The sequence below is a fragment of the Flavobacterium kochi genome (genome assembly GCF_048286715.1).
Lineage (GTDB): Bacteria > Bacteroidota > Bacteroidia > Flavobacteriales > Flavobacteriaceae > Flavobacterium.
In genome coordinates this window covers 1-18,100 of record NZ_JBLVPW010000016.1, presented here as the reverse complement: position 1 = coordinate 18,100, position 18,100 = coordinate 1, and the positions used below count along the sequence as shown (strand labels likewise).

Annotated in this window: 20 protein-coding genes and 1 pseudogene; 13 read left to right on the top strand and 8 right to left on the bottom strand. The window is 33.5% G+C overall.

The annotated features are described in order from the left end of the window. Nucleotides 1–44 precede the first annotated feature (44 nt). Nucleotides 45–1,955 carry a TonB-dependent receptor plug domain-containing protein gene (locus ACNQGH_RS14610; RefSeq protein WP_417956761.1) on the top strand — a complete coding sequence of 637 codons (1,911 nt, stop codon included), beginning with the start codon at nt 45–47 and terminating at the stop codon, nt 1,953–1,955. A gap of 80 nt (nt 1,956–2,035) precedes the next feature. Here the strand turns inward: ACNQGH_RS14610 and ACNQGH_RS14605 are convergent, their stop codons facing one another. Next, on the bottom strand, nt 2,036–2,650 hold the full coding sequence (locus ACNQGH_RS14605; protein ID WP_417956760.1) for an N-acetylmuramoyl-L-alanine amidase family protein: 615 nt from the start codon (nt 2,648–2,650) through the stop codon (nt 2,036–2,038). Nucleotides 2,651–2,723: 73 nt separating this feature from the next. Next, complete coding sequence (locus ACNQGH_RS14600) at nt 2,724–4,169, bottom strand: S41 family peptidase (protein ID WP_417956759.1); 1,446 nt, start codon at nt 4,167–4,169, stop codon at nt 2,724–2,726. Between the two features lie 126 nt (nt 4,170–4,295). Between ACNQGH_RS14600 and ACNQGH_RS14595 the strand changes: the two genes are divergently transcribed. The 5 genes from ACNQGH_RS14595 (at nt 4,296) to ACNQGH_RS14575 (ending at nt 6,717) form a co-directional block, all read left to right on the top strand. Continuing rightward, nucleotides 4,296–4,805 (top strand): RNA polymerase sigma factor, encoded by a 510-nt coding sequence (locus ACNQGH_RS14595; protein ID WP_417956758.1) that lies wholly within the window; start codon nt 4,296–4,298, stop codon nt 4,803–4,805. After that, nucleotides 4,792–5,241, top strand: a complete 450-nt coding sequence (locus tag ACNQGH_RS14590; protein ID WP_417956757.1) for a hypothetical protein — start codon at nt 4,792–4,794, stop codon at nt 5,239–5,241. Before ACNQGH_RS14595 ends, ACNQGH_RS14590 begins: the two co-directional genes overlap by 14 nt. Nucleotides 5,242–5,254: 13 nt before the next feature. Then, nucleotides 5,255–5,782 carry a DUF4252 domain-containing protein gene (locus ACNQGH_RS14585; RefSeq protein WP_417956756.1) on the top strand — a complete coding sequence of 176 codons (528 nt, stop codon included), beginning with the start codon at nt 5,255–5,257 and terminating at the stop codon, nt 5,780–5,782. A 1-nt stretch (nt 5,783) separates the two neighbouring features. After that, on the top strand, nt 5,784–6,317 hold the full coding sequence (locus tag ACNQGH_RS14580; protein WP_417956754.1) for a DUF4252 domain-containing protein: 534 nt from the start codon (nt 5,784–5,786) through the stop codon (nt 6,315–6,317). A 271-nt stretch (nt 6,318–6,588) separates the two neighbouring features. After that, entirely contained in the window at nt 6,589–6,717 is a 129-nt protein-coding gene (locus ACNQGH_RS14575) for a hypothetical protein (protein WP_417956753.1), read from the top strand. Between the two features lie 176 nt (nt 6,718–6,893). Here ACNQGH_RS14575 and ACNQGH_RS14570 read toward each other — a convergent pair whose 3' ends face one another. The 4 genes from ACNQGH_RS14570 to ACNQGH_RS14555 all read right to left on the bottom strand — a co-directional run bounded on the left by ACNQGH_RS14570 (nt 6,894) and on the right by ACNQGH_RS14555 (nt 9,813). Further along, nucleotides 6,894–7,142, bottom strand: a complete 249-nt coding sequence (locus tag ACNQGH_RS14570) for an Ada metal-binding domain-containing protein (RefSeq protein ID WP_417956752.1) — start codon at nt 7,140–7,142, stop codon at nt 6,894–6,896. Between the two features lie 3 nt (nt 7,143–7,145). Next, nucleotides 7,146–7,850 carry a 2OG-Fe(II) oxygenase gene (locus tag ACNQGH_RS14565; protein ID WP_417956870.1) on the bottom strand — a complete coding sequence of 235 codons (705 nt, stop codon included), beginning with the start codon at nt 7,848–7,850 and terminating at the stop codon, nt 7,146–7,148. 121 nt (nt 7,851–7,971) lie between these two features. Then, nucleotides 7,972–8,820 (bottom strand): bifunctional helix-turn-helix domain-containing protein/methylated-DNA--[protein]-cysteine S-methyltransferase, encoded by an 849-nt coding sequence (locus ACNQGH_RS14560; RefSeq protein ID WP_417956751.1) that lies wholly within the window; start codon nt 8,818–8,820, stop codon nt 7,972–7,974. Nucleotides 8,821–8,979: 159 nt separating this feature from the next. Beyond that, nucleotides 8,980–9,813: an AraC family transcriptional regulator gene (locus ACNQGH_RS14555; protein WP_417956750.1), complete on the bottom strand. Its 834-nt coding sequence runs from the start codon at nt 9,811–9,813 to the stop codon at nt 8,980–8,982. A gap of 89 nt (nt 9,814–9,902) precedes the next feature. On the opposite strand from ACNQGH_RS14555, the gene ACNQGH_RS14550 reads away from it, so the two are divergent. The 6 genes from ACNQGH_RS14550 to ACNQGH_RS14525 all read left to right on the top strand — a co-directional run bounded on the left by ACNQGH_RS14550 (nt 9,903) and on the right by ACNQGH_RS14525 (nt 14,769). Beyond that, a complete protein-coding gene (locus tag ACNQGH_RS14550) occupies nt 9,903–11,069 on the top strand; it encodes an MFS transporter (RefSeq protein ID WP_417956749.1) in 1,167 nt (388 codons plus the stop codon). Nucleotides 11,070–11,626: 557 nt separating this feature from the next. After that, nucleotides 11,627–11,995, top strand: coding sequence for an alpha/beta fold hydrolase (locus ACNQGH_RS14545; protein WP_417956748.1), 369 nt, complete (start codon nt 11,627–11,629; stop codon nt 11,993–11,995). A 34-nt stretch (nt 11,996–12,029) separates the two neighbouring features. Further along, nucleotides 12,030–12,566, top strand: coding sequence for a hypothetical protein (locus ACNQGH_RS14540; RefSeq protein ID WP_417956747.1), 537 nt, complete (start codon nt 12,030–12,032; stop codon nt 12,564–12,566). 36 nt (nt 12,567–12,602) lie between these two features. Then, entirely contained in the window at nt 12,603–13,355 is a 753-nt protein-coding gene (locus ACNQGH_RS14535; RefSeq protein WP_417956746.1) for an SDR family oxidoreductase, read from the top strand. Nucleotides 13,356–13,423: 68 nt separating this feature from the next. Continuing rightward, a complete protein-coding gene (locus ACNQGH_RS14530; protein WP_417956745.1) occupies nt 13,424–14,005 on the top strand; it encodes a TetR/AcrR family transcriptional regulator in 582 nt (193 codons plus the stop codon). Nucleotides 14,006–14,556: 551 nt separating this feature from the next. Further along, nucleotides 14,557–14,769: a hypothetical protein gene (locus tag ACNQGH_RS14525; RefSeq protein ID WP_417956744.1), complete on the top strand. Its 213-nt coding sequence runs from the start codon at nt 14,557–14,559 to the stop codon at nt 14,767–14,769. A gap of 411 nt (nt 14,770–15,180) precedes the next feature. Here ACNQGH_RS14525 and ACNQGH_RS14520 read toward each other — a convergent pair whose 3' ends face one another. Continuing rightward, entirely contained in the window at nt 15,181–15,558 is a 378-nt protein-coding gene (locus tag ACNQGH_RS14520; RefSeq protein WP_417956743.1) for a hypothetical protein, read from the bottom strand. Nucleotides 15,559–16,254: 696 nt separating this feature from the next. Here ACNQGH_RS14520 and ACNQGH_RS14515 point away from each other — a divergent pair. Next, nucleotides 16,255–16,983, top strand: a complete 729-nt coding sequence (locus ACNQGH_RS14515; protein ID WP_417956742.1) for a hypothetical protein — start codon at nt 16,255–16,257, stop codon at nt 16,981–16,983. A 586-nt stretch (nt 16,984–17,569) separates the two neighbouring features. On the opposite strand, the pseudogene ACNQGH_RS14510 reads toward ACNQGH_RS14515, so the two are convergent. Further along, a pseudogene (locus tag ACNQGH_RS14510) lies at nt 17,570–18,100 on the bottom strand (hypothetical protein); the annotation flags it as partial.

Below are 18,100 nucleotides of genomic sequence, written 5' to 3'. Positions count from 1 at the left end.
ATTCTGTGCTTTTCTCCCACTTTATTAAATTTTACATTTTTAAAATGAACAAAAAATTCATTCGCTTTAGCGCGATTGCATTATTATTTGCAATGAACACTTATGCACAAGACCAAGAGCCGGAACAGCTTAATGAGGTTGTAGTTTCTGACTCTAAATTTGCGTTGCCAAAGGAGAAATCAGGGAAAATTATCGTGAAAATTACTGCTGAAGATTTAAAGAGAAAATCAGGACAATCAGTGGCTGCGATTTTAAGTACGGTAGCAGGTGTTGAAATAAACGGGAATCAGAGTCGCAATGGTAAAGATTTGGGCCTTTATGTTCGGGGAGGAAGAAATCATCAACTTTTAATCTTGATTGATGGGATCCCGGTAACGGATGCTTCTGGAATTAGCTTATCGTATGATTTGAGATTGCTTCCGGTGGAACAAATTGAAAGTATTGAGATTATGAAAGGGGCTTCAAGTACTTTGTACGGTTCTGGAGCAGCAACAGGTGTTATTAATATTACACTAAAAAAAGCGGGCAAAAAAGCTATTGCAGGAAATGCATATATGAACATCGGTACGCAAACAATTGCTAAAAAAGCAAATTATAGCATACAGGATTACAATCAGGGTTTTGCTGTAAATGGTGGTTTTGAAAAAGTAAATTATTTTGCTTCTTTAAATAGTACTGAAACTACAGGAATTTCCGAAGCAAAACCATTAAGTTCAAATACTAAATTTGAAAACGATGATTTTTCAAGAGTAAATTCAGTAGTGAAAATTGGCTTTACTCCAACTAAAAAATTAACGTTGAATTTCTTTGCTAATTATGATCGAATGAAAAATGATTTTGATGCAGGTTCGTTTGCAGATGACCTCGAAAATTATAGTCTTTCGGAGCAATATAGAGTTGGTTTTTCTTCAAAATACAAATACAAAAAAGGGGAATTGGTAATTAATACCGGTGCAAACGTAATTAATCGAGATATCTTTAGTTATGGATCTTTATTCCAAGCGAAGTCAAGAAGTGTCGATGTTGATGCTTTTAATAAATACGAACTTTCATCGCAGTTTTTTATAGTGACCGGAGCACAATTTCAATTTCACGAAATGGCTAACGAGAGTCAGTATGATGTTATTACAAACGAAGTGGCAAAATTCAATATGATTGATCCTTATGTTACTGCCGTTTATAATTCTGGCTTTGGATTAAATTTAAATGTCGGTTCGAGGTATAATATTCATAGTAAATACGGGAATAATTTAGTTTATAATATTAATCCATCCTATAGCTTTTCAGAATCATTAAAAGTATTGGCTTCTTATAGTACCGCTTTTATTACTCCAAGTTTGTACCAATTATACTCTCCATACGGTGATTTGAATTTATCTCCAGAGAAAGACGCGACAGCTGAAGCTGGTTTTGAAGTAAGTCTGGTAAATAAAAAAGTGGTTTTAAATACAGTTGTTTTTCAAAGGGAAGAGCAAGATGCTATCGGATTTGATTTGATGACGTATAAATACTATAATGTTAGTGGTAAAAATAAAGCAAAAGGTCTTGAAACAATGATTTCTTATGCTTTTAATGATAAAGTAAAATTCAATGCAAATTATACCTTCACTGAATTAGAAAAACAATCTCGTATTTTAAATCCAAAACATAAAGTCAATGCTTCGATGGACTTACAGGCAACAACACGCCTTGCTTTTAACCTGGCGTATCAATTTGTGTCGGATAGATATTTTGAGTATACCACTTATCCTGCGCCTACGTATGATCCTGTTTTAAACTCAGAAGTTTTGAAAGATTACCAATTGGTTAATGCGAATGTGCGTTATGAATTAATCAAAAAAAGAGTAAATATTTTTGCTGCGGCAGATAATATTCTGGATAAAGATTTTGTTGAAACCAGAGGATATAGTACCAGAGGAAGAAATTTTAAAATAGGTTTAAATTTCTTATTCTAAAAAAAATAAAAAAAAATATTTTAGTTTTAGTCTTAATTCCCGTTCCCCAGTTTGGAACGGGTTTTTTGTACCCGTTATTTTTATTTCATTTCTGAAATGAATTCTGAAATGGATTTAGCCATTTTGTTTTGTTCTTTGTCGTCAATTAAATATTTTTTGTCATCCTCATTGGTTAAATAGCCAAGTTCAATAATTACTGCAGGGACCTCTGATTTTTTAAGAATGTAAAAAGGACCGGTTTTTACACCTAGTGTTTTTAATTTGGTATTCTCTGAAAATTTATCATTTAATCTTCCTGCAATTTCATTTGATTTTTCAAAAAATTCGGTCTCTTTTGCTACATAAAATTCCAGCCCCGATGTTTTATTATTTAAACTTGAATTCACATGCAGCGATAAAACTAAATCCGGTTTAATTCTATTGATAAAATCAGTTCTTTCTTCAAGGGATAAAAATTTATCTTCATATCTGGTAAGATGAATCACGACATTACTATTCGAAGATTTTATTTTGTTAGTGATTTGCTCTACAATTTGCTTTTCAGTAATGGAATTAGAAGTGACTCCAAAATCATTTCCGCCATGACCGGGATCAATAACTATATTTATTTTCTTTGGTTCTAATCGGTTAGGCCTTATAAAGGAAAATGAAACAAGTATAATCAAGAATAGGAATGCTTTAGTTATATTTTTCATGCGCTTTATGTTTAAAGTATTGACTATTAGGTATTAACTTGAAAAACGTTGTTTTAGTATGTAACTTTTCAAGTTATTTCAAAGCTTTCAAAAGGCCTTCCGGTGCTTTCTCAATATACATTTGGTTTTGCAGCCCATTTATAGATTTTGTGTCTTTAAAAAATTCAAAACCTTTTTCAGTATTCTGTTTCAGCATTTTGGCAGTTCCTGTGATTTTACCAATTGCAGTACTCAGTAACGGTTCTGAAGTGTCTCCAAGAATACCAAAAGTAGTCACAGTTTCTTTTAACAGGTAATCCGGTTGTAATCCATTAAAGTAATCACCGAAACCAACCGAATTTACTATTTTTAATACAATTGGTTGCATTGCATATCTGTGATTTGGGTTTCTGTTTTCAGCGCCAAAAGTAGGTGAATCATATAGTGTGACTGATCCGACATTTTTTCCGGTTGTCACATCGCCAATTTGTACAACCGTAATATGAGGTTTCAATCCGTTAATCACCAATTCACTTGCTGATGCAGTGCTTTTGGTTGTTAGAATATAAACTTTGGTCAAATTCAAACTGTTGATAGCCGTTGTTCCAATTTTATCAGTGAAGTTGTTTTTTAAAGATTCAGGACTATTCGTTTCAAAATAGCTGTTTATTTTAGCATTCCATTGTTGCTTTGCAAATATCTGCCCTGTAAATTGTCCTGTTATCATACTCGCCAATCGTGTTGCTGTAAGAACAGAACCACCACCATTGTAGCGTAAATCTAAAACCAAATCAGTAATTCCTTGTGATTTTAGAGAAGCAAAAGCATCATTCAATTGAGTATCATAATTAGCATAAAAACCGTTGTACATTAAATATCCTATCTTATGTGAACCGGAAACTATTACTTTGTTGATTAATATGGGATTTTCGGCTAAGACTGTTTTTGTCAATTCCACTAATTTTCCATTGGAAACAATCGTCGTTCCATTGTAGTCAGCCATATTTAAGGTATAACTGTCAGCCGCTAATAGTGATTGGTAATTGCTGATGGTAAGTTGTGTCCCGTTTACGGCAGTAAAAAAATCGCCACGCTTGATGCTTTTAGTCGAAGCATCTGAATTGGCAATAATATAGCGCACATATCCAAATATTTCGGTAGTGCTTCCTGGTTTGTAACTTAAGCCAAAATCGACACCATCATTTTTTGTAGTACCCTGAAGCGCTCCCTCTAGTTCTAAATAATCATTTACAATCCAACTGAATCTATCAATGGTTTTATCGACTCTCAAAGCATTAAATAGATTTTCGGGAACAGGATATGCTTTCAAGAAATTATTTAATTCTGTTTGATTTGCAAATCGGTCATCCGCTAAGTTGGGCACATCCGCTTGCCATAAATAATATTGATTTAATCCTTTCCATATGAAATCCTGAACGTCTAAGTTTACAGGTGCCGCTACGTCATCATTGTCTTGACAACTTTGAAATGTAAAAATGGATAGCAGCAATAAAAGCGAAAGTAGGTATGTTTTTTTCATGTTTGGGGATGCGATATCTTTTATGAACGTAAAAATACTAACTTTAGTTTTTATTTTAAGTTTTTTTTGTAACAAAAAGAAACATGAATCGTCTTGATTGTATAACCGCTTTAATAAATACTCTTTATGAACCAAAATGAGTTTGTGCAGCTAATCTTACCATTCAAGGACAAAGTCTTTCGGCTGGCAAAGCGACTGCTCATAAGTACGGAAGAGGCAGAAGATGCGACACAGGAAGTTTGGGTTAAGTTATGGAGTAAAAATAAAAATTTAAATGGCTTCAATAGTGTCGAAGCTTTTGCAATGACAATGACAAAAAATTATTGTTTGGATCAGTTGAAATCTAAAAGAGCAGGGAATATCAAAATCGTGCACAATAATTTTACGGATAGCCAAGCTAGTTTGGATAAAAAAGTAGAAGACATCGATAGTTTGAATTGGGTTGAAAAAATAATAAACCAGTTACCGGAACAGCAGCGGTTGTTAATACAAATGCGGGACATCGAACAATATGAATTTGCAGTAATCGCGGAAATAACAGATATGAATGAAACCGCAATCCGCGTGGCACTTTCAAGAGCGAGGAAAACGATACGGGAAAGCATGACAAAAACACACAGCTATGGAATTAAATAAAATAGAAATACTTTTAGAAAAATACTTTCAGGGAGAAACCAGTATTGCCGAAGAAAATGAATTGCATAATTATTTTTCTTCACAGGATGTTGCGCAGCATTTAGAACAATACAAGCCTATGTTTGGTTATTTTACTCTCGCAAAGGAGCAAATGTTGAAGCAAGAAATTCCACTCCAATCTAAGAAGCGGTATGTAGCGTGGTTATCTATTGCGGCTTCGGTAGTTGTTTTGCTGGGAATTGGGACGTACGTATTTTATAATTATGGTAAGGCAAATGAGAAACAGGATTTAGGAACTTATGATGATCCTGAAGTTGCCCTGAGAGAAACTCAAAAAGCATTGGCATTATTATCGAATCATGTAAACGTTGGCATAGAAAGTGTATATTACATTAAGGAATACCAGGATTCAAAAGAATTAATTTTTAAACAATAATAATAAAAAAAAAATGAAAAAATTTTTAATAACAGTAGTGGCAGTATTAGTTTCAAGTCCATTTTTTGCGCAGTCGGCCTTCGATAAATTCGACGGGCAGGATGATGTTACTTCAATCATTGTTAACAAAAAAATGTTTGACCTGATGAGTAAAGTAAAAGTGGATACTTCCGATAAAGAAACACAACAGTACCTGAATTTGATAAAAAAATTAGACAACTTAAAGGTCTTTACCACTAAAAGTACCAGAGTAGAAGGCGAAATGAAAGTGGCCGCTGATAAGTACATTAAAACAGCAGGTCTTGAAGAATTGATGCGTGTAAGTGACAGCGGAAAAAACATCAAAATTTTAGTAAAATCAGGAGCGAAGGATTCTCAAATAAGGGAGTTGCTGATGTTTATTGAAGGCGCTAAAAATGACGATACGGTTTTAATGTCGTTAACAGGGGATTTTGATTTAAGTGAGATTTCGATTCTTACGGATAAAATGCGGATTCCTGGAGGTGATGATTTGAAGAAAGCAACAAAAGGTAAAAAATAAAATGAAATCTGTTTATAGTATTGCACTGCTTTTTAGTTTGTTTTTATTCAGTTGCAATTCAGAGCCAACATTACAGAAATACTTTGTTGAAAATACAGAAAACAAAAATTTTATAGCATTAGATGTTTCTCCGGAAATATTGAATGTGGATAAAACAAAATTGTCATTGGAGCAAAAAACAGCTTTGCAATCTTTTGATAAGATGAATGTTCTGGCTTTTAAATTAGATGATAAAAATAAAGCGCAATTTGAAGTAGAACGCGCTAAAGTCAATTTGATTCTCAAGGATAAAAAGTACCAGCAACTGATGAAGTTTGGATCCGGAAAAGAAGGTGCTTCGGTAAGTTATGTCGGTTCCGATGAGCACATTGAAGAGTTTGTTTTTTTTGCCAATAAGAAAGAAACTGGTTTTGCCATTGTTCGTGTTTTGGGAAAAGATATGAATCCAACCAATATCATGACCATGATAAGCGTTTTGCAAAAATCAAATATTGATTTACAGCAGCTCAAACCCTTGCAGCAATTATTGAAATAAGCAGATTTATATTGAAAAAAAGCGTCTTGATGTAGTGTCAAGACGCTTTTTTTATGATCAAAGTAATTTTAAGGCTGTTTAATTGATTAATTTCTCTTACTTGTCTCCTTAAATTATTTAAAGGAGAAAATCACTAAATGTTGGTATTGTCAAAGCGAGTGAATACTTGTTACTTTGATATAAAAAATGCCTCCAGTATGAAAATGTTTATAAAATTGAATACAGTAAAAAGAATAGTTAAACTGAGTAAAGAAATTAAAAGAACAAACTAATGAAAAAAGAAGATAAACAAAGTACGCTATTTTTCTATTTGGGAGCTTTTTTTATTATGGCAGCGAGTTTGTCGATAGGAGTTCTGATAGTATTGTGGTTTTTAATTAAACTCGGAGGTCCTTTTTAAAATGGCAGCAAATCAAAATAAATCAAGATTTGAATTTACATAACGGGGTTTGATTTGCATTTTTTTTATTTCTGTTGTTGCTTTATCGCCTAACTGGCTGTATAGGTGTACTATAATGATACGTTGAAAAAAGGCTAATTTATACCTTACGTTTTTTATAAAATTATTTTGGACATCTATTTCGGTGTTAAAGAAATCCATTTTTTATATTCTGTTTTCATACAATGCCCACAAGGTCGAAAGCCGTTTTTAACAGCTTCGTTTTCCGATGTAAAGAAAACTCTGTTCTCACGTTTCATTCGTTTACCAGAGTTACATTGAAGTGTTCCGTATATGTTTAGTTTCAGATTTCCACCGAAGCAAATTTCTTTTCGTCTAATTATATTTCTTAAATCGCGGTCGTTTATTTTAAGATGTTTTATCATTTTCTAACTCAAAGCATCGTGAAAGATAATTCCCAAAGTATGTCGTTCGCCACTTTGAATTTCGCTCACGCCGTGTTTCATATTTACGCGATAGTAACCTTTAGTGCCTTTAACTGGTCGAAAGTTGGTTGTGAAAATTAACAGGTCTCCTTTCTTAGGTTTTAATACAATTGCTTTTGATTGCGCTCGTGGCGTTTGTTGAGTTAACACAAATTCGCCACCTGTAAAATCTTGGTCTTGTTCGTTTAGAAATAAAACAGTCTGAATTGGAAAATACACATCTCCATATAGGTCTTGGTGCAAGGTATTGTGTCCGCCTTTCCCATATTTCAAAATCAAAACGGTTGCCTTTTGTTGATTATTTTCAATATACTGTTTCAGAAAGTCTTGATGTGACTCAGGAAAGGTAGTGGGAATATTTAGCACTTTCATCCAGGCGTTGGCAATCGGAGCAAGTTTTGGATATACACCTTCTCTAATGCTTTGAATAAGATTTGGTAGTGGATAATTGAAATATTTATATTCTCCCAAACCAAAACGGTAGCGTTCCATTACTACCGTTTTTCGGTAAAGATTAGGATTGCCGTAGCATTTTATCAATTCGGTGCATTGTTCATTTGTTATAAGTTTTGAAATTATAGCAAATCCCTTTTCGTGCATTTCTTTATCTATGTTTTGCCAATTTATTGATGCTGTGGCAAACCCCATTCCGTTTGTTCCTCCCGTAATTGAGGCAACTTTGTTTTTACATTTTTGCATTTTTATTGGTTTTAAATTTGATGCAAAGATTCACAAAGGTGATTAGAGATAAAACCCGAAACTTGCTAACTTAAAATTCGGAATGTATTTTTGTTCCCTCCCAACCAATAATCGCTGTTTTTCTTGTGTCACCCCACATATAGCCTCCAAATATTCCTGTTGACAGAATAACGCGATGACAAGGAATTAAAAAAGCAACTGGATTGCTTCCAATAGCGGTACCTACTGCTCTTGAAGCATTCGGGTTTTCAATTTTATTAGCAATAGCTCCGTAGGTCGTAAGCTGTCCCAACGGAATTTTTAGAAGTGTTTGCCACACTTTTAGTTGAAAATCTGTTCCTTTTAAATGAAGTTTTATTTGGTTGAGTTTTGTCCAATCGTTAGTAAAAATTGAAATTGCATTTTTCTGAATTAAATCTACCATTTGTCTGAAATGAGCATTTGGAAAATGGTTTTGCATTGTTAAAAATGAAACAGACTCATCGTCAGTAAATGCCATATAACAAATTCCTTTTTCTGTCGACGCCACCAGAATGTTTCCAAATGGACTTGCTGCGAAACTGTAATTGATAATCAAGTCTTTCCCTCCATTTTTGTATTCGGCAGGCGTCATTCCTTCTATGCTGATAAACAGGTCATGCAATCGGCCTGTGCCTGAAAGTCCTGTTTCGTGGGCAGTTTCAAACAGTGTTGCTTGATTTTCTTTTAATAATGTCTTGGCATATTCTACGGTGGTGTATTGCAGTAATTTTTTTGGGCTAGTTCCTGCCCATTCGCTAAAAAGGCGCTGAAAATGAAAAGGACTTAAATTAACTTTCTTTGCTACTTCGTCAAGATTTGGTTGGTCTTTAAAGTTTGTTTTGATATACTCGATTGCCTCTGCAATTCGTTTATAATTGATATTTTGTTGTTCGTTCATTATATTCAAATTTTATAAGGCAAAGGTCGAAAGAAATTTGTCGTCATAAAATCCGAAACTTGCTAATGTTCAGTTGTGCTGAATGCTTGGGCTGTTGCCATTATTTGTCGATGAGATCTCCGGCACTTGTCGAGGTTGCAGATATGGAAAGACTAAAGGTTATAGCTTCTTAAATTGACTTGGGCTGCTGTTTTTTTTCTTTTTAAAGTAATTAGATAAATGACTGTCATCAGAAAAACCAAATTCATAAGCAATCTGTTTGATTGGCATTTGGTTGTTTGAAATTCTTTTTTCAATCAATTTGATTCGTAAATTATTGATGTAATCTCGATACGTAATCGAAAAATTTCTCTTGAAATAAGCGCTAAAATAGGTTTGGGCAATGTTAAAATGGTTTGAAATCGACTTAATCTGAATCAACTTCGGATCGTAAATATTTTGATGAATATAAGATATAATCTGTTTGTTATCAATATAATTCCCTTTGATTTGTAAGTTCATACAGCGCATTGTTTCTTTGATTAATCCAAAGATGGAAAGAATTTGATAAAACACAATTGGAGAAGTGGAGATGTCAGTTTCACAGTTGTAAGTCGTTATATTTTCAATCGTATTTTTTAAAATTGTCTTACAAGGATCGTCTAATTTCAAAACTGTTTCCTTAAGTAATTTATCGCGCATAAAATTTTCGGGCGTATTCAGCAAAAACTCATCGCAGGAAAGTTTTTTATTGGAATTAAAATAATTGTCAGTGAATTTTATAAAGACAAATCGCGTATTTTTTCTTATGTCAAAATAATGCTCATCATCTGGTGAAATCACAAATAAATCACCTGCTTTGTAGTGAAGCAGGTTGCTGTTTATATGGTGAATTCCATTGCCTTTTATGATATAAATAATTTCATAATAGGTATGGCTGTGAGCCGGCAGATGAAATTTCTCTTCTTCAAATTCATCAATGACAAGCGTTTCAAACTGATTTAACGTAGACATGTATTATAATTACAATTATATATCACAAAAATACAACTTTTTAGAATTTGTTAGTAATAAATTTGTACCATAAATTTTTACAAATTAAAATGAAAAAAAGTCTCTTTGCGCTCGCTTTAGGTGGTTTAACAATAGGAATTACTGAATTTGTGATGATGGGTTTACTACCAGACATCGCTTCTGATTTAAAAGTATCAATTCCGGTCGCAGGATATTTAATTTCTGCATATGCTTTAGGGGTTGTAATTGGCGCTCCATTATTGGTGGTTATAGGCAGAAATTCTCCTCCAAAAAAAATACTTTTGATTTTGGCGGTGATGCTTACTGTTTTCAATGCGTTATCGATTATTGCACCAACATATAAAATTTTATTTGCCTCGCGCTTGCTTTCGGGTTTGCCTCACGGCGCATTTTTTGGAGTTGGAGCCGTTGTAGCAAGTCGGTTAGCCGATAAAGGAAAGGAGGCACGAGCCGTTTCCATAATGTTTGGGGGTTTGACTTTAGCGAACCTAATTGGAGTTCCTATAGGAACTTATATTGGGCATTACTTCTCATGGAGGTATACTTTCATTTTGATAACGATAGTCGGTTTGTTTACGCTTGTTTTTCTTTATTTATGGATGCCGAATTTGGAAGCAAAAGGCAATGAAAGTATGAAAATTCAATTAAAATTTTTTAAGAAAACGGAGGCTTGGCTGATTATTGCAATCACGGCAATTGGTTCTGGGGGATTGTTTGCATGGATAAGCTACATCGCCCCTTTGCTTACGGAAGTTTCCAAATTCTCTGCAAAAAATGTTTCTTATATATTAATTCTAGCTGGTTTAGGTATGGTGGTAGGGAATTTTGCAGGAGGTAAATTAGCCGATAAATTCTCGCCGGAAAAAACAGTGATGATCTTACTTTTGTTTATGGGAATCGATTTGCTTTTGGTTTTTTTCTTTTCATCAAATCAATATGTTTCGTTGCTCTTGGTCTTCCTAACAGGTTGTACTTCCTTTTCGATTGTGGCGCCAATCCAGATGTTGATGATTCAGACCGCGAAGGGTGCAGAAATGATAGCTTCGGCTGCCATTCAGGCAAGTTTTAATATTGGAAATGCATTGGGAGCATTCTTGGGGGGACTGCCTTTAGTGGCAGGCTACAGTTATGCATCGCCAAATTTGGTTGGAGTTATCATGACTATTTTCGGAGTAATTTTCACATTGGTTTTTATACGAAAAAGGAAGAATAGTTTAAAATATTCCTTTGCATAATTCTTGAAAAGCTATGGTTGAATTAGTGAGCAAGGTATTGGCTCAACAAAGTGAGATGGTGTTTGATTGATAGCACTGAATAGATGAATAGGATGGTAGCCTGTTTAAAGTATGAACAGATTAGCTGATAAAAAAATAAATTCAAACATTCCAAATTATCAAAGTACTATTTAAGGAAAGGAAAAATTTAATCTTTCCGCTTTTTTAGCGACTCGGATACATGATCTGAAAAGATTTGGAATTAATATAGTATCGCAACCATATAGATAGTTCTTTCTTTAAGGATTTTGCAATAATTTGGACGGGAAAGGTCTAAGTTCCTTCTTTTGCCTGGTTCCTATTTACTTCTATTTTTAATTTTTTGTATCGATTCAAAGCGAGTAACTCGGGAGTTAATTAGCCCATTTTGATTGCGTAAATTGTTTTGTTGTTTCCTGTTCGGAATCAATCAATTGACATGCAAATCTTAAGGTTGAATAATTAACTAAAGATTAACAATAATAATAACGGAACGTTCGTTCCGTTATTATATCTTTGTCGAATAAATAAATATACTGATGAAAAAATTAATTAAAAAAGTTTCATTGCTATCACTGGTGGTTCTGTTTGGGATTTCTTCTGAAGCGCAAAGTCAAAAAGTTAAAGCTGCTAATCCACCATCCAACTTTAAGCATGAGATTGTGAATGTCAATGGTGTGGACATTCATTATGTAATAGGCGGAAAGGGAGAGCCATTAGTATTGGTTCATGGATTTAGTCAAAACTGGTATATGTGGAACAGACTGTTACCGGAACTTTCGAAACATTTTACAGTTATTGCGCCTGATTTGAGAGGAGTGGGTGAGTCGGGTAAACCGGTTGGAGGGTATGACAAAAAAACTATGGCTACCGATATCCACGAGCTGGTAAAAAAATTAGGGGTATAAAAGCATTAATCTGGCAGGACATGATATTGGGTTGATGGTTGCTTATGCTTATGCGGCGCAGTACCCAGGTGAGGTTAAGAAACTTGCCTTAATGGATGCTTTACTTCCAGGAATTGAGCCAGTTTGGTCTCAGGTCTCAGCCTCTGCATGGTGGTTTGGCTTTTTTGGATGGTCTGCTTCTGGTGATATTGTAGTTGGTAAGGAAAAGGAATTTTTGACTAATTTTTGGCCTGTAGTTGCTTATGTAAAAGATTCTTTCACAAAAGAAGAAACGGCTGAATTTATTCGCGCTTATTCCGTAAAGGGAGCAACGACTGGAAGTTTTCATTGGTTTGGTGCTTTCCCGCAGGATGGAAAAGACAATGTTGAATTGATGAAACAAAAACTGAATATGCCTGTATTAACTATGGGAGGCCAGTACTTTGCTGCTTCATTTTTAAAAGAGCACACTAAACTTGTAGCGAATGATGTGAGCGAAACCAACATATCTGATTCAGGTCACTGGTTAGTTCAAGAAAATACACCTGCCGTTCAAAAAGGATTGTTAGATTTCTTTTTAGAAAAAAAATAATTTAAAATAATTAATTAGAATTTAAAAAATAATAAGATGACTAAGTTAGAAAATAAAGTTGCCCTGGTTACAGGGGGAAATAGCGGAATTGGTTATGCAGCTGCCGCAGAATTAGTCGCACAAGGCGCTACCGTTATTGTTACAGGAAGAAATAAAGAAGCTTTGACAAATGCTGAAAATGAATTGAACATAACTGGAATTGTTGCTGATCAAGCAGATTTAAAATCGATCGACAATTTAGTAAATGAAGTAAAATCTAAATTTGGTAAATTAGATATTGTTTTCCTTAATGCAGGTATAGCGTCTTTTGCTCCAGTAGAGTCCGCTTCCGAAGAACATTACGACAGCATAATGAACGTTAATGTAAAAGGGGTTTATTTTACGGTTCAAAAATTGCTTCCCATTTTGAATGATGGTGCTTCCATAATCTTTAATACCTCTATTAATGCTAGTATTGGAATGCCGAATTCAAGTGTTTACGCTGCCAGTAAAGGTGCGGTTTTGTCTTTCAACAGGGTATTTGCAACTGAACTTGCACCGAGAAAAATTAGAGTTAATGCAGTTTCTCCTGGTCCTGTTGAAACGCCGCTTTATGGGAAACTAGGACTGAGTAAAGAAGAAGTAGAAGGTTTTGGGGCTGTTTTAGGGGGCAAAATTCTTTTGAAACGTTTTGCCCAGCCTTCTGAGATAGCAAAAACAGTAAGCTTCTTAGCTTCGGATGACTCTTCATTTATAACAGGAACTGAAATTGTTGTAGATGGTGGACTTACCGTAAACTCAGTAGTTTAATTTTTGTTATAATTTCGGAATGAATGTTCTCGTGCATTACCTTTACAAAAATATAATAATGGGTTTTTATGGCAAGATTACGAGAGTTTAAAGAAGAGGATGTTTTAGATAAAGCAATAGAAATTTTCTGGCATAAAGGATACAATGGAACTTCTGCACAAGATTTAGTAACGCATTTAGGTTTAAGTCGCTCCAGTCTCTATGATACATTTGGTGATAAACGGTCCTTGTTTATTAAAGCTTTGCAACGGTATCAAAAACAATCATTGGATGAGGTCAGCAGTATTCTGGAAAAATCAGATAACATAAAAGAAGCCATAAAGCAAATCTTTGCACAAGCAATTATTGAAAGTCTTCAGGATAAGATTACCAAAGGATGTTTTGTAGTTAATACAACTGTTGAATTGGCGATGCACGATAAGGAAATTGCAAAAATAGTAAATGAAAACAGAAAAAGTATAGAAGATGTTTTTTATATGGCCGTTAAAAGGGGACAGGATTTAGGTCAAATTTCGACATCAAATGATGCGCGATTATTAGCTCGATTTATATTTAATAATTACTCGGGTATAAGAGTTTTAGCTCGTTCTGGCGAAACTGAAAAGGAAGTTTTTGACGATGTGGTGAAAGTTGTATTATCCGTTTTTTAGTATTTCCATACTATTGCAAAAACCACTCTTACATTAGGAGTGGTTTTTTGCAATAATACGGTTTGGGGAAATAATATGAGATCTTTTGTCTCTTCAGTGGCTTCTTATTGCCTTTTATTTTCTGGTGCCCTTTTGCTGGGATAAAGAATCTGTTAATAGAAGTTTACCACTAGAATTTCATCGTTTTTAGATGTAGATAACGTTTAAGTCAAATTTATTATAATTCATTTAAATCTAAATATCATTTACATCCGATATCATAGTACCTTTAATTAACTTTCTCCAATTGAAAAGATTTTTTTATACTATATGCAGCAATAAATACACTGATCATCATAAGAGTTGCTCAAAGAACATGTTGTTTTGTTACTTGCATTATATCAACATGGAGAGGAAGTTTTTGCGACAAGTGAGAATTTTGATAAATGGTTAATTTCTCCCAATTTTATTTATATAATAAAGCCCCTAAAGATTATTTAGGGACAATCACAGGAATTAAAATAATTGACGATCGTCTAACTGCTATAGAATTTGGCGATAACATTTAGACTATGAATGTATATAGAATAAGTAGCGCTAAATATTCGAAAAAATTGACTGCATCAGGAACAGAAAACAGATGGAATAAGGAAAATGAATATGTAATTTATACAGGTTGCAGTCGTTCGTTATCAACACTTGCGCTTGTCGTTCATAGGGCAGCAATAGAAATCACAATACCTATAAGCTTATGGTTATTTCTATTGCAGATGAAGCAGGATTAATAAAAGAAGTCAGGGAAAGTAATTTGCCTAGCGATTGGAGAAAGGCTGCTGCTTATAGCGTTCTTTAAGAACTAGGATCAAAATGGTATCAAGAAAAAGAAACCTTAGTTTTTAAAAATACCATCAGCATTAATTCCACAAGAAAGTAATTATGTAATAAACACAAATCATCGCTTATTCTCTTCCAAAGTTATTTTACTAGAACAAGAGGATTATATTTGGGATGGCAGAGTCTTGTAAAAAAGTTTTACTTAACCTAGTTGTCAATTTGCATACGTTATATAAATCTAAATAAGATAGGTAATAGTTGATCCAAAATATTCTAATTATAAGTGCTGGAATATTGATCTTAAAAAAAAGACCTTAAAAAATAATCTAAGGTCTTAATAATATTACGATTTTTGAAAATATCTAATTAAAATATTTCGTAATGTATGCTACAAGATTTTCATCATCCATTTTATTAGACGTACTTTCAGTTGATACTGCGTTTTTATATTGTGGACTTTCAGTTAAAAAATTGATAAACTGTTCTTGGATTTGTCCCGTTCCGGTTATATGAATTTGATCAATGTTAGGCATCTTACTTGCAATCTCTTTAAAAAATTTGTGCGTTAAGCTAATTTCTTGATTGTTTGAAGTTTTTTCATTCGAATTATTATCTGGTCCTGCATTTTTTACATGTCCGAGTATAACAAATTCTCCATTATCAATATTTTCTTTTCCTACGATTGTTGCGTTCTGTGAATCCATCCAAACTCCGAACGACTTTTTGTTTTTATCTGACATATTTTTATATTTTCATAAAGATAACCTTCTGTGAACCAAAACATCAGTTTTTGTGTAAAGATTATGATTTACTGCAATATTGGTAAGTAAAAAAAAATGCTTCCCCACAGGTTTTCGTATTGATCCTATTATTTAGTAATTTTCAATTTGGATTGAAAATAAAATAGAAAAAAAAGATAGAAACTTTATGAAAAGTTCTATCCTTTTTTGTGACCCTGATGGGACAATTTTCGAACCATTTTATGGATGATTTAAAAAAAATAGCTCTGGAAAATTCAGTTTAAATTAAAAGCCCCAATTAACAGTGCTATGGAGGCCTGAGGAATACCATAGTAAAATTTGCCGGACATTTAGGTGAATTTTATAATTTGCACGCCCACACCGCTAGGAAGATATTCGAATCTAGTGTTTTGCTTTACCAATGATATTTCAATGGAAATTGTTTCAGAATTACTAGGTCATTCAAATATGACTATTACTTAGGAAGGCTATGGTAAAATTGTTCAGAAAAAGTTAGTGAAGCAATAAAGAATCTCGTTGAAAATTAAAATGAATTATTATTCCCGACTAACTCTATTTTTTTTGTTAGTCAGATTATGCATATTCAAAATAAACAATCCTTTTATGGGAAGCCGTAAAGCAAATGAATATCGATAGATTACATTTATATATTATTAATCCAAATCTTACTACTAAATGAAAAAATTGACTATTGTTTTAATTATTATTGCATTATTAGCTCCCAAACAATCAAAAGCGCAAAGTAATGGTGCTGCGGCAGCAGTTGCAGTCGGCACTGGTCTTTTAGCCATAGGAGCAGGAATTGCTGCCGTTGAGGATATGAAAGAAAGAGCAGAATTGACTGCTACACAATGGGTTTTAGCCAATCATCCTGAGTTAAATAGTTTTTCATTAAAAACACTTGACTTTAATGGCAAAAAAACAAAAGATATGTCATCAACGTCTGTTATTTCTTTTAAAATACAAGAATTTAGTCCAACAGATAATCCAGTTCTTGATGGTGAAAAGCAAGTATTACTCGCTTTTACTAGCTACGGTTGGATTAGCGATCAAGGCATTGACTTTAACAAAGTAAGTTGGTACTTGATTGATAGTGCCGAATGGATGAATATGATGTTAGCCTATGCAAAAGTAGCTTCAAAAGAAAAAAATGAGACAGTTCTAAAGGATGTATTAACTAATGGTGTTGTCGTTAATAAAGGAATAAAAGCAAAAGGTAAATCAGAAATTACTTTTTTTAAGTTAGAAGGAGATATGTATTTAGTTACAGATTATTCTTCGGAAATGAAATTGATTTATAATGAAAAAACTCTAGGCATATTTTTAAAAAACACGGGGAATTTAGTTCAGATGGGAAGGACTGCTGTTATAGATACTCATGAGTTCTTTTTTCAAAAAAATTAGGTTTGGGAATAATGATTCAAAACTAGACCCGCAAAAGTAGTTTAGCTTTATGCTATAAATCCCAGAAATAGTCACTTTAAGACACAATTGACAGTACGGATAAAGACTTTATAAATGCCAATTCCTAAATCATCAATGAAGAAATGGTCAATTAAGACCGGAATAAAAGAGAGTAGAAGTGCCTATCGTCTGGACACATCTCTGAAGAGTATTCAACCTTGCATAATTGGAAAATTTTTGAAGACCAATCCAAAAAGTTGTAATGCCAGGTTTTCTTTCAGAGAGATAGCCCTTTCTACCCACCTAACCTAGCAATAACCCATATATATCGTTTTAAATCATACTTTTTATATGGATTTTTAGATTTGAGAAAACAGGATTAGTCCCATGCCTGATACAACAATACTCAGCAATAGGATCATTTTTAAATTTTTTGTTTGCACTTTGTACTGCCTATTCGTTGTCACGATAAAATTACCGCGACAAAAATTGATTAAAAACGGGCGCTATTTGCAATATTGTGACAATAAGCCAGGTTTAAAAGATTCTCCGCAGAGCTCCAAACTTTAACCCAAGTTGCAGGTCTTTAGCCCGAACTGCCACTGTCTATAAGTGATTCACTTTTTTTTATTTCCAGTTTGTGTACTACAGACTTTTTAGTAAACGGATAATATTTCAATTTTAAGACTTTATAAATGTGTAGCAATTTATCGCTTGGTTCGCTACATTTTTTGATTTCTATCAGATTGTCTTTTTTATTGTGGGCTGAGCTGTAAACCACTTTTTGAACATTTGCAATGCGAACGATTTCTCTCCAATCACAATTTATTTTTTCTTTTTTTAATTGATGCCGTATGGTGTTTACTAGCCAATATGCAAGGATTCCAAGATGAAGATGTGCCATTGAAGCATCATCGTTTTTATGATAAATTGGTCTCAAATCAAGATCGGATTTCAGGCACCTGAATGTGCCTTCAATTTCTCTTATCGTATTATATATCGTCCAAAGTGTTTCTTCGTCTGTCGTTTTTAAACTTGTCCGTATAAAATACGTCCCCATTTTTTCTTGTTCTTCTAGATTTCGTACTTCATTTTTTTGAAATACTATTTCTGTGGC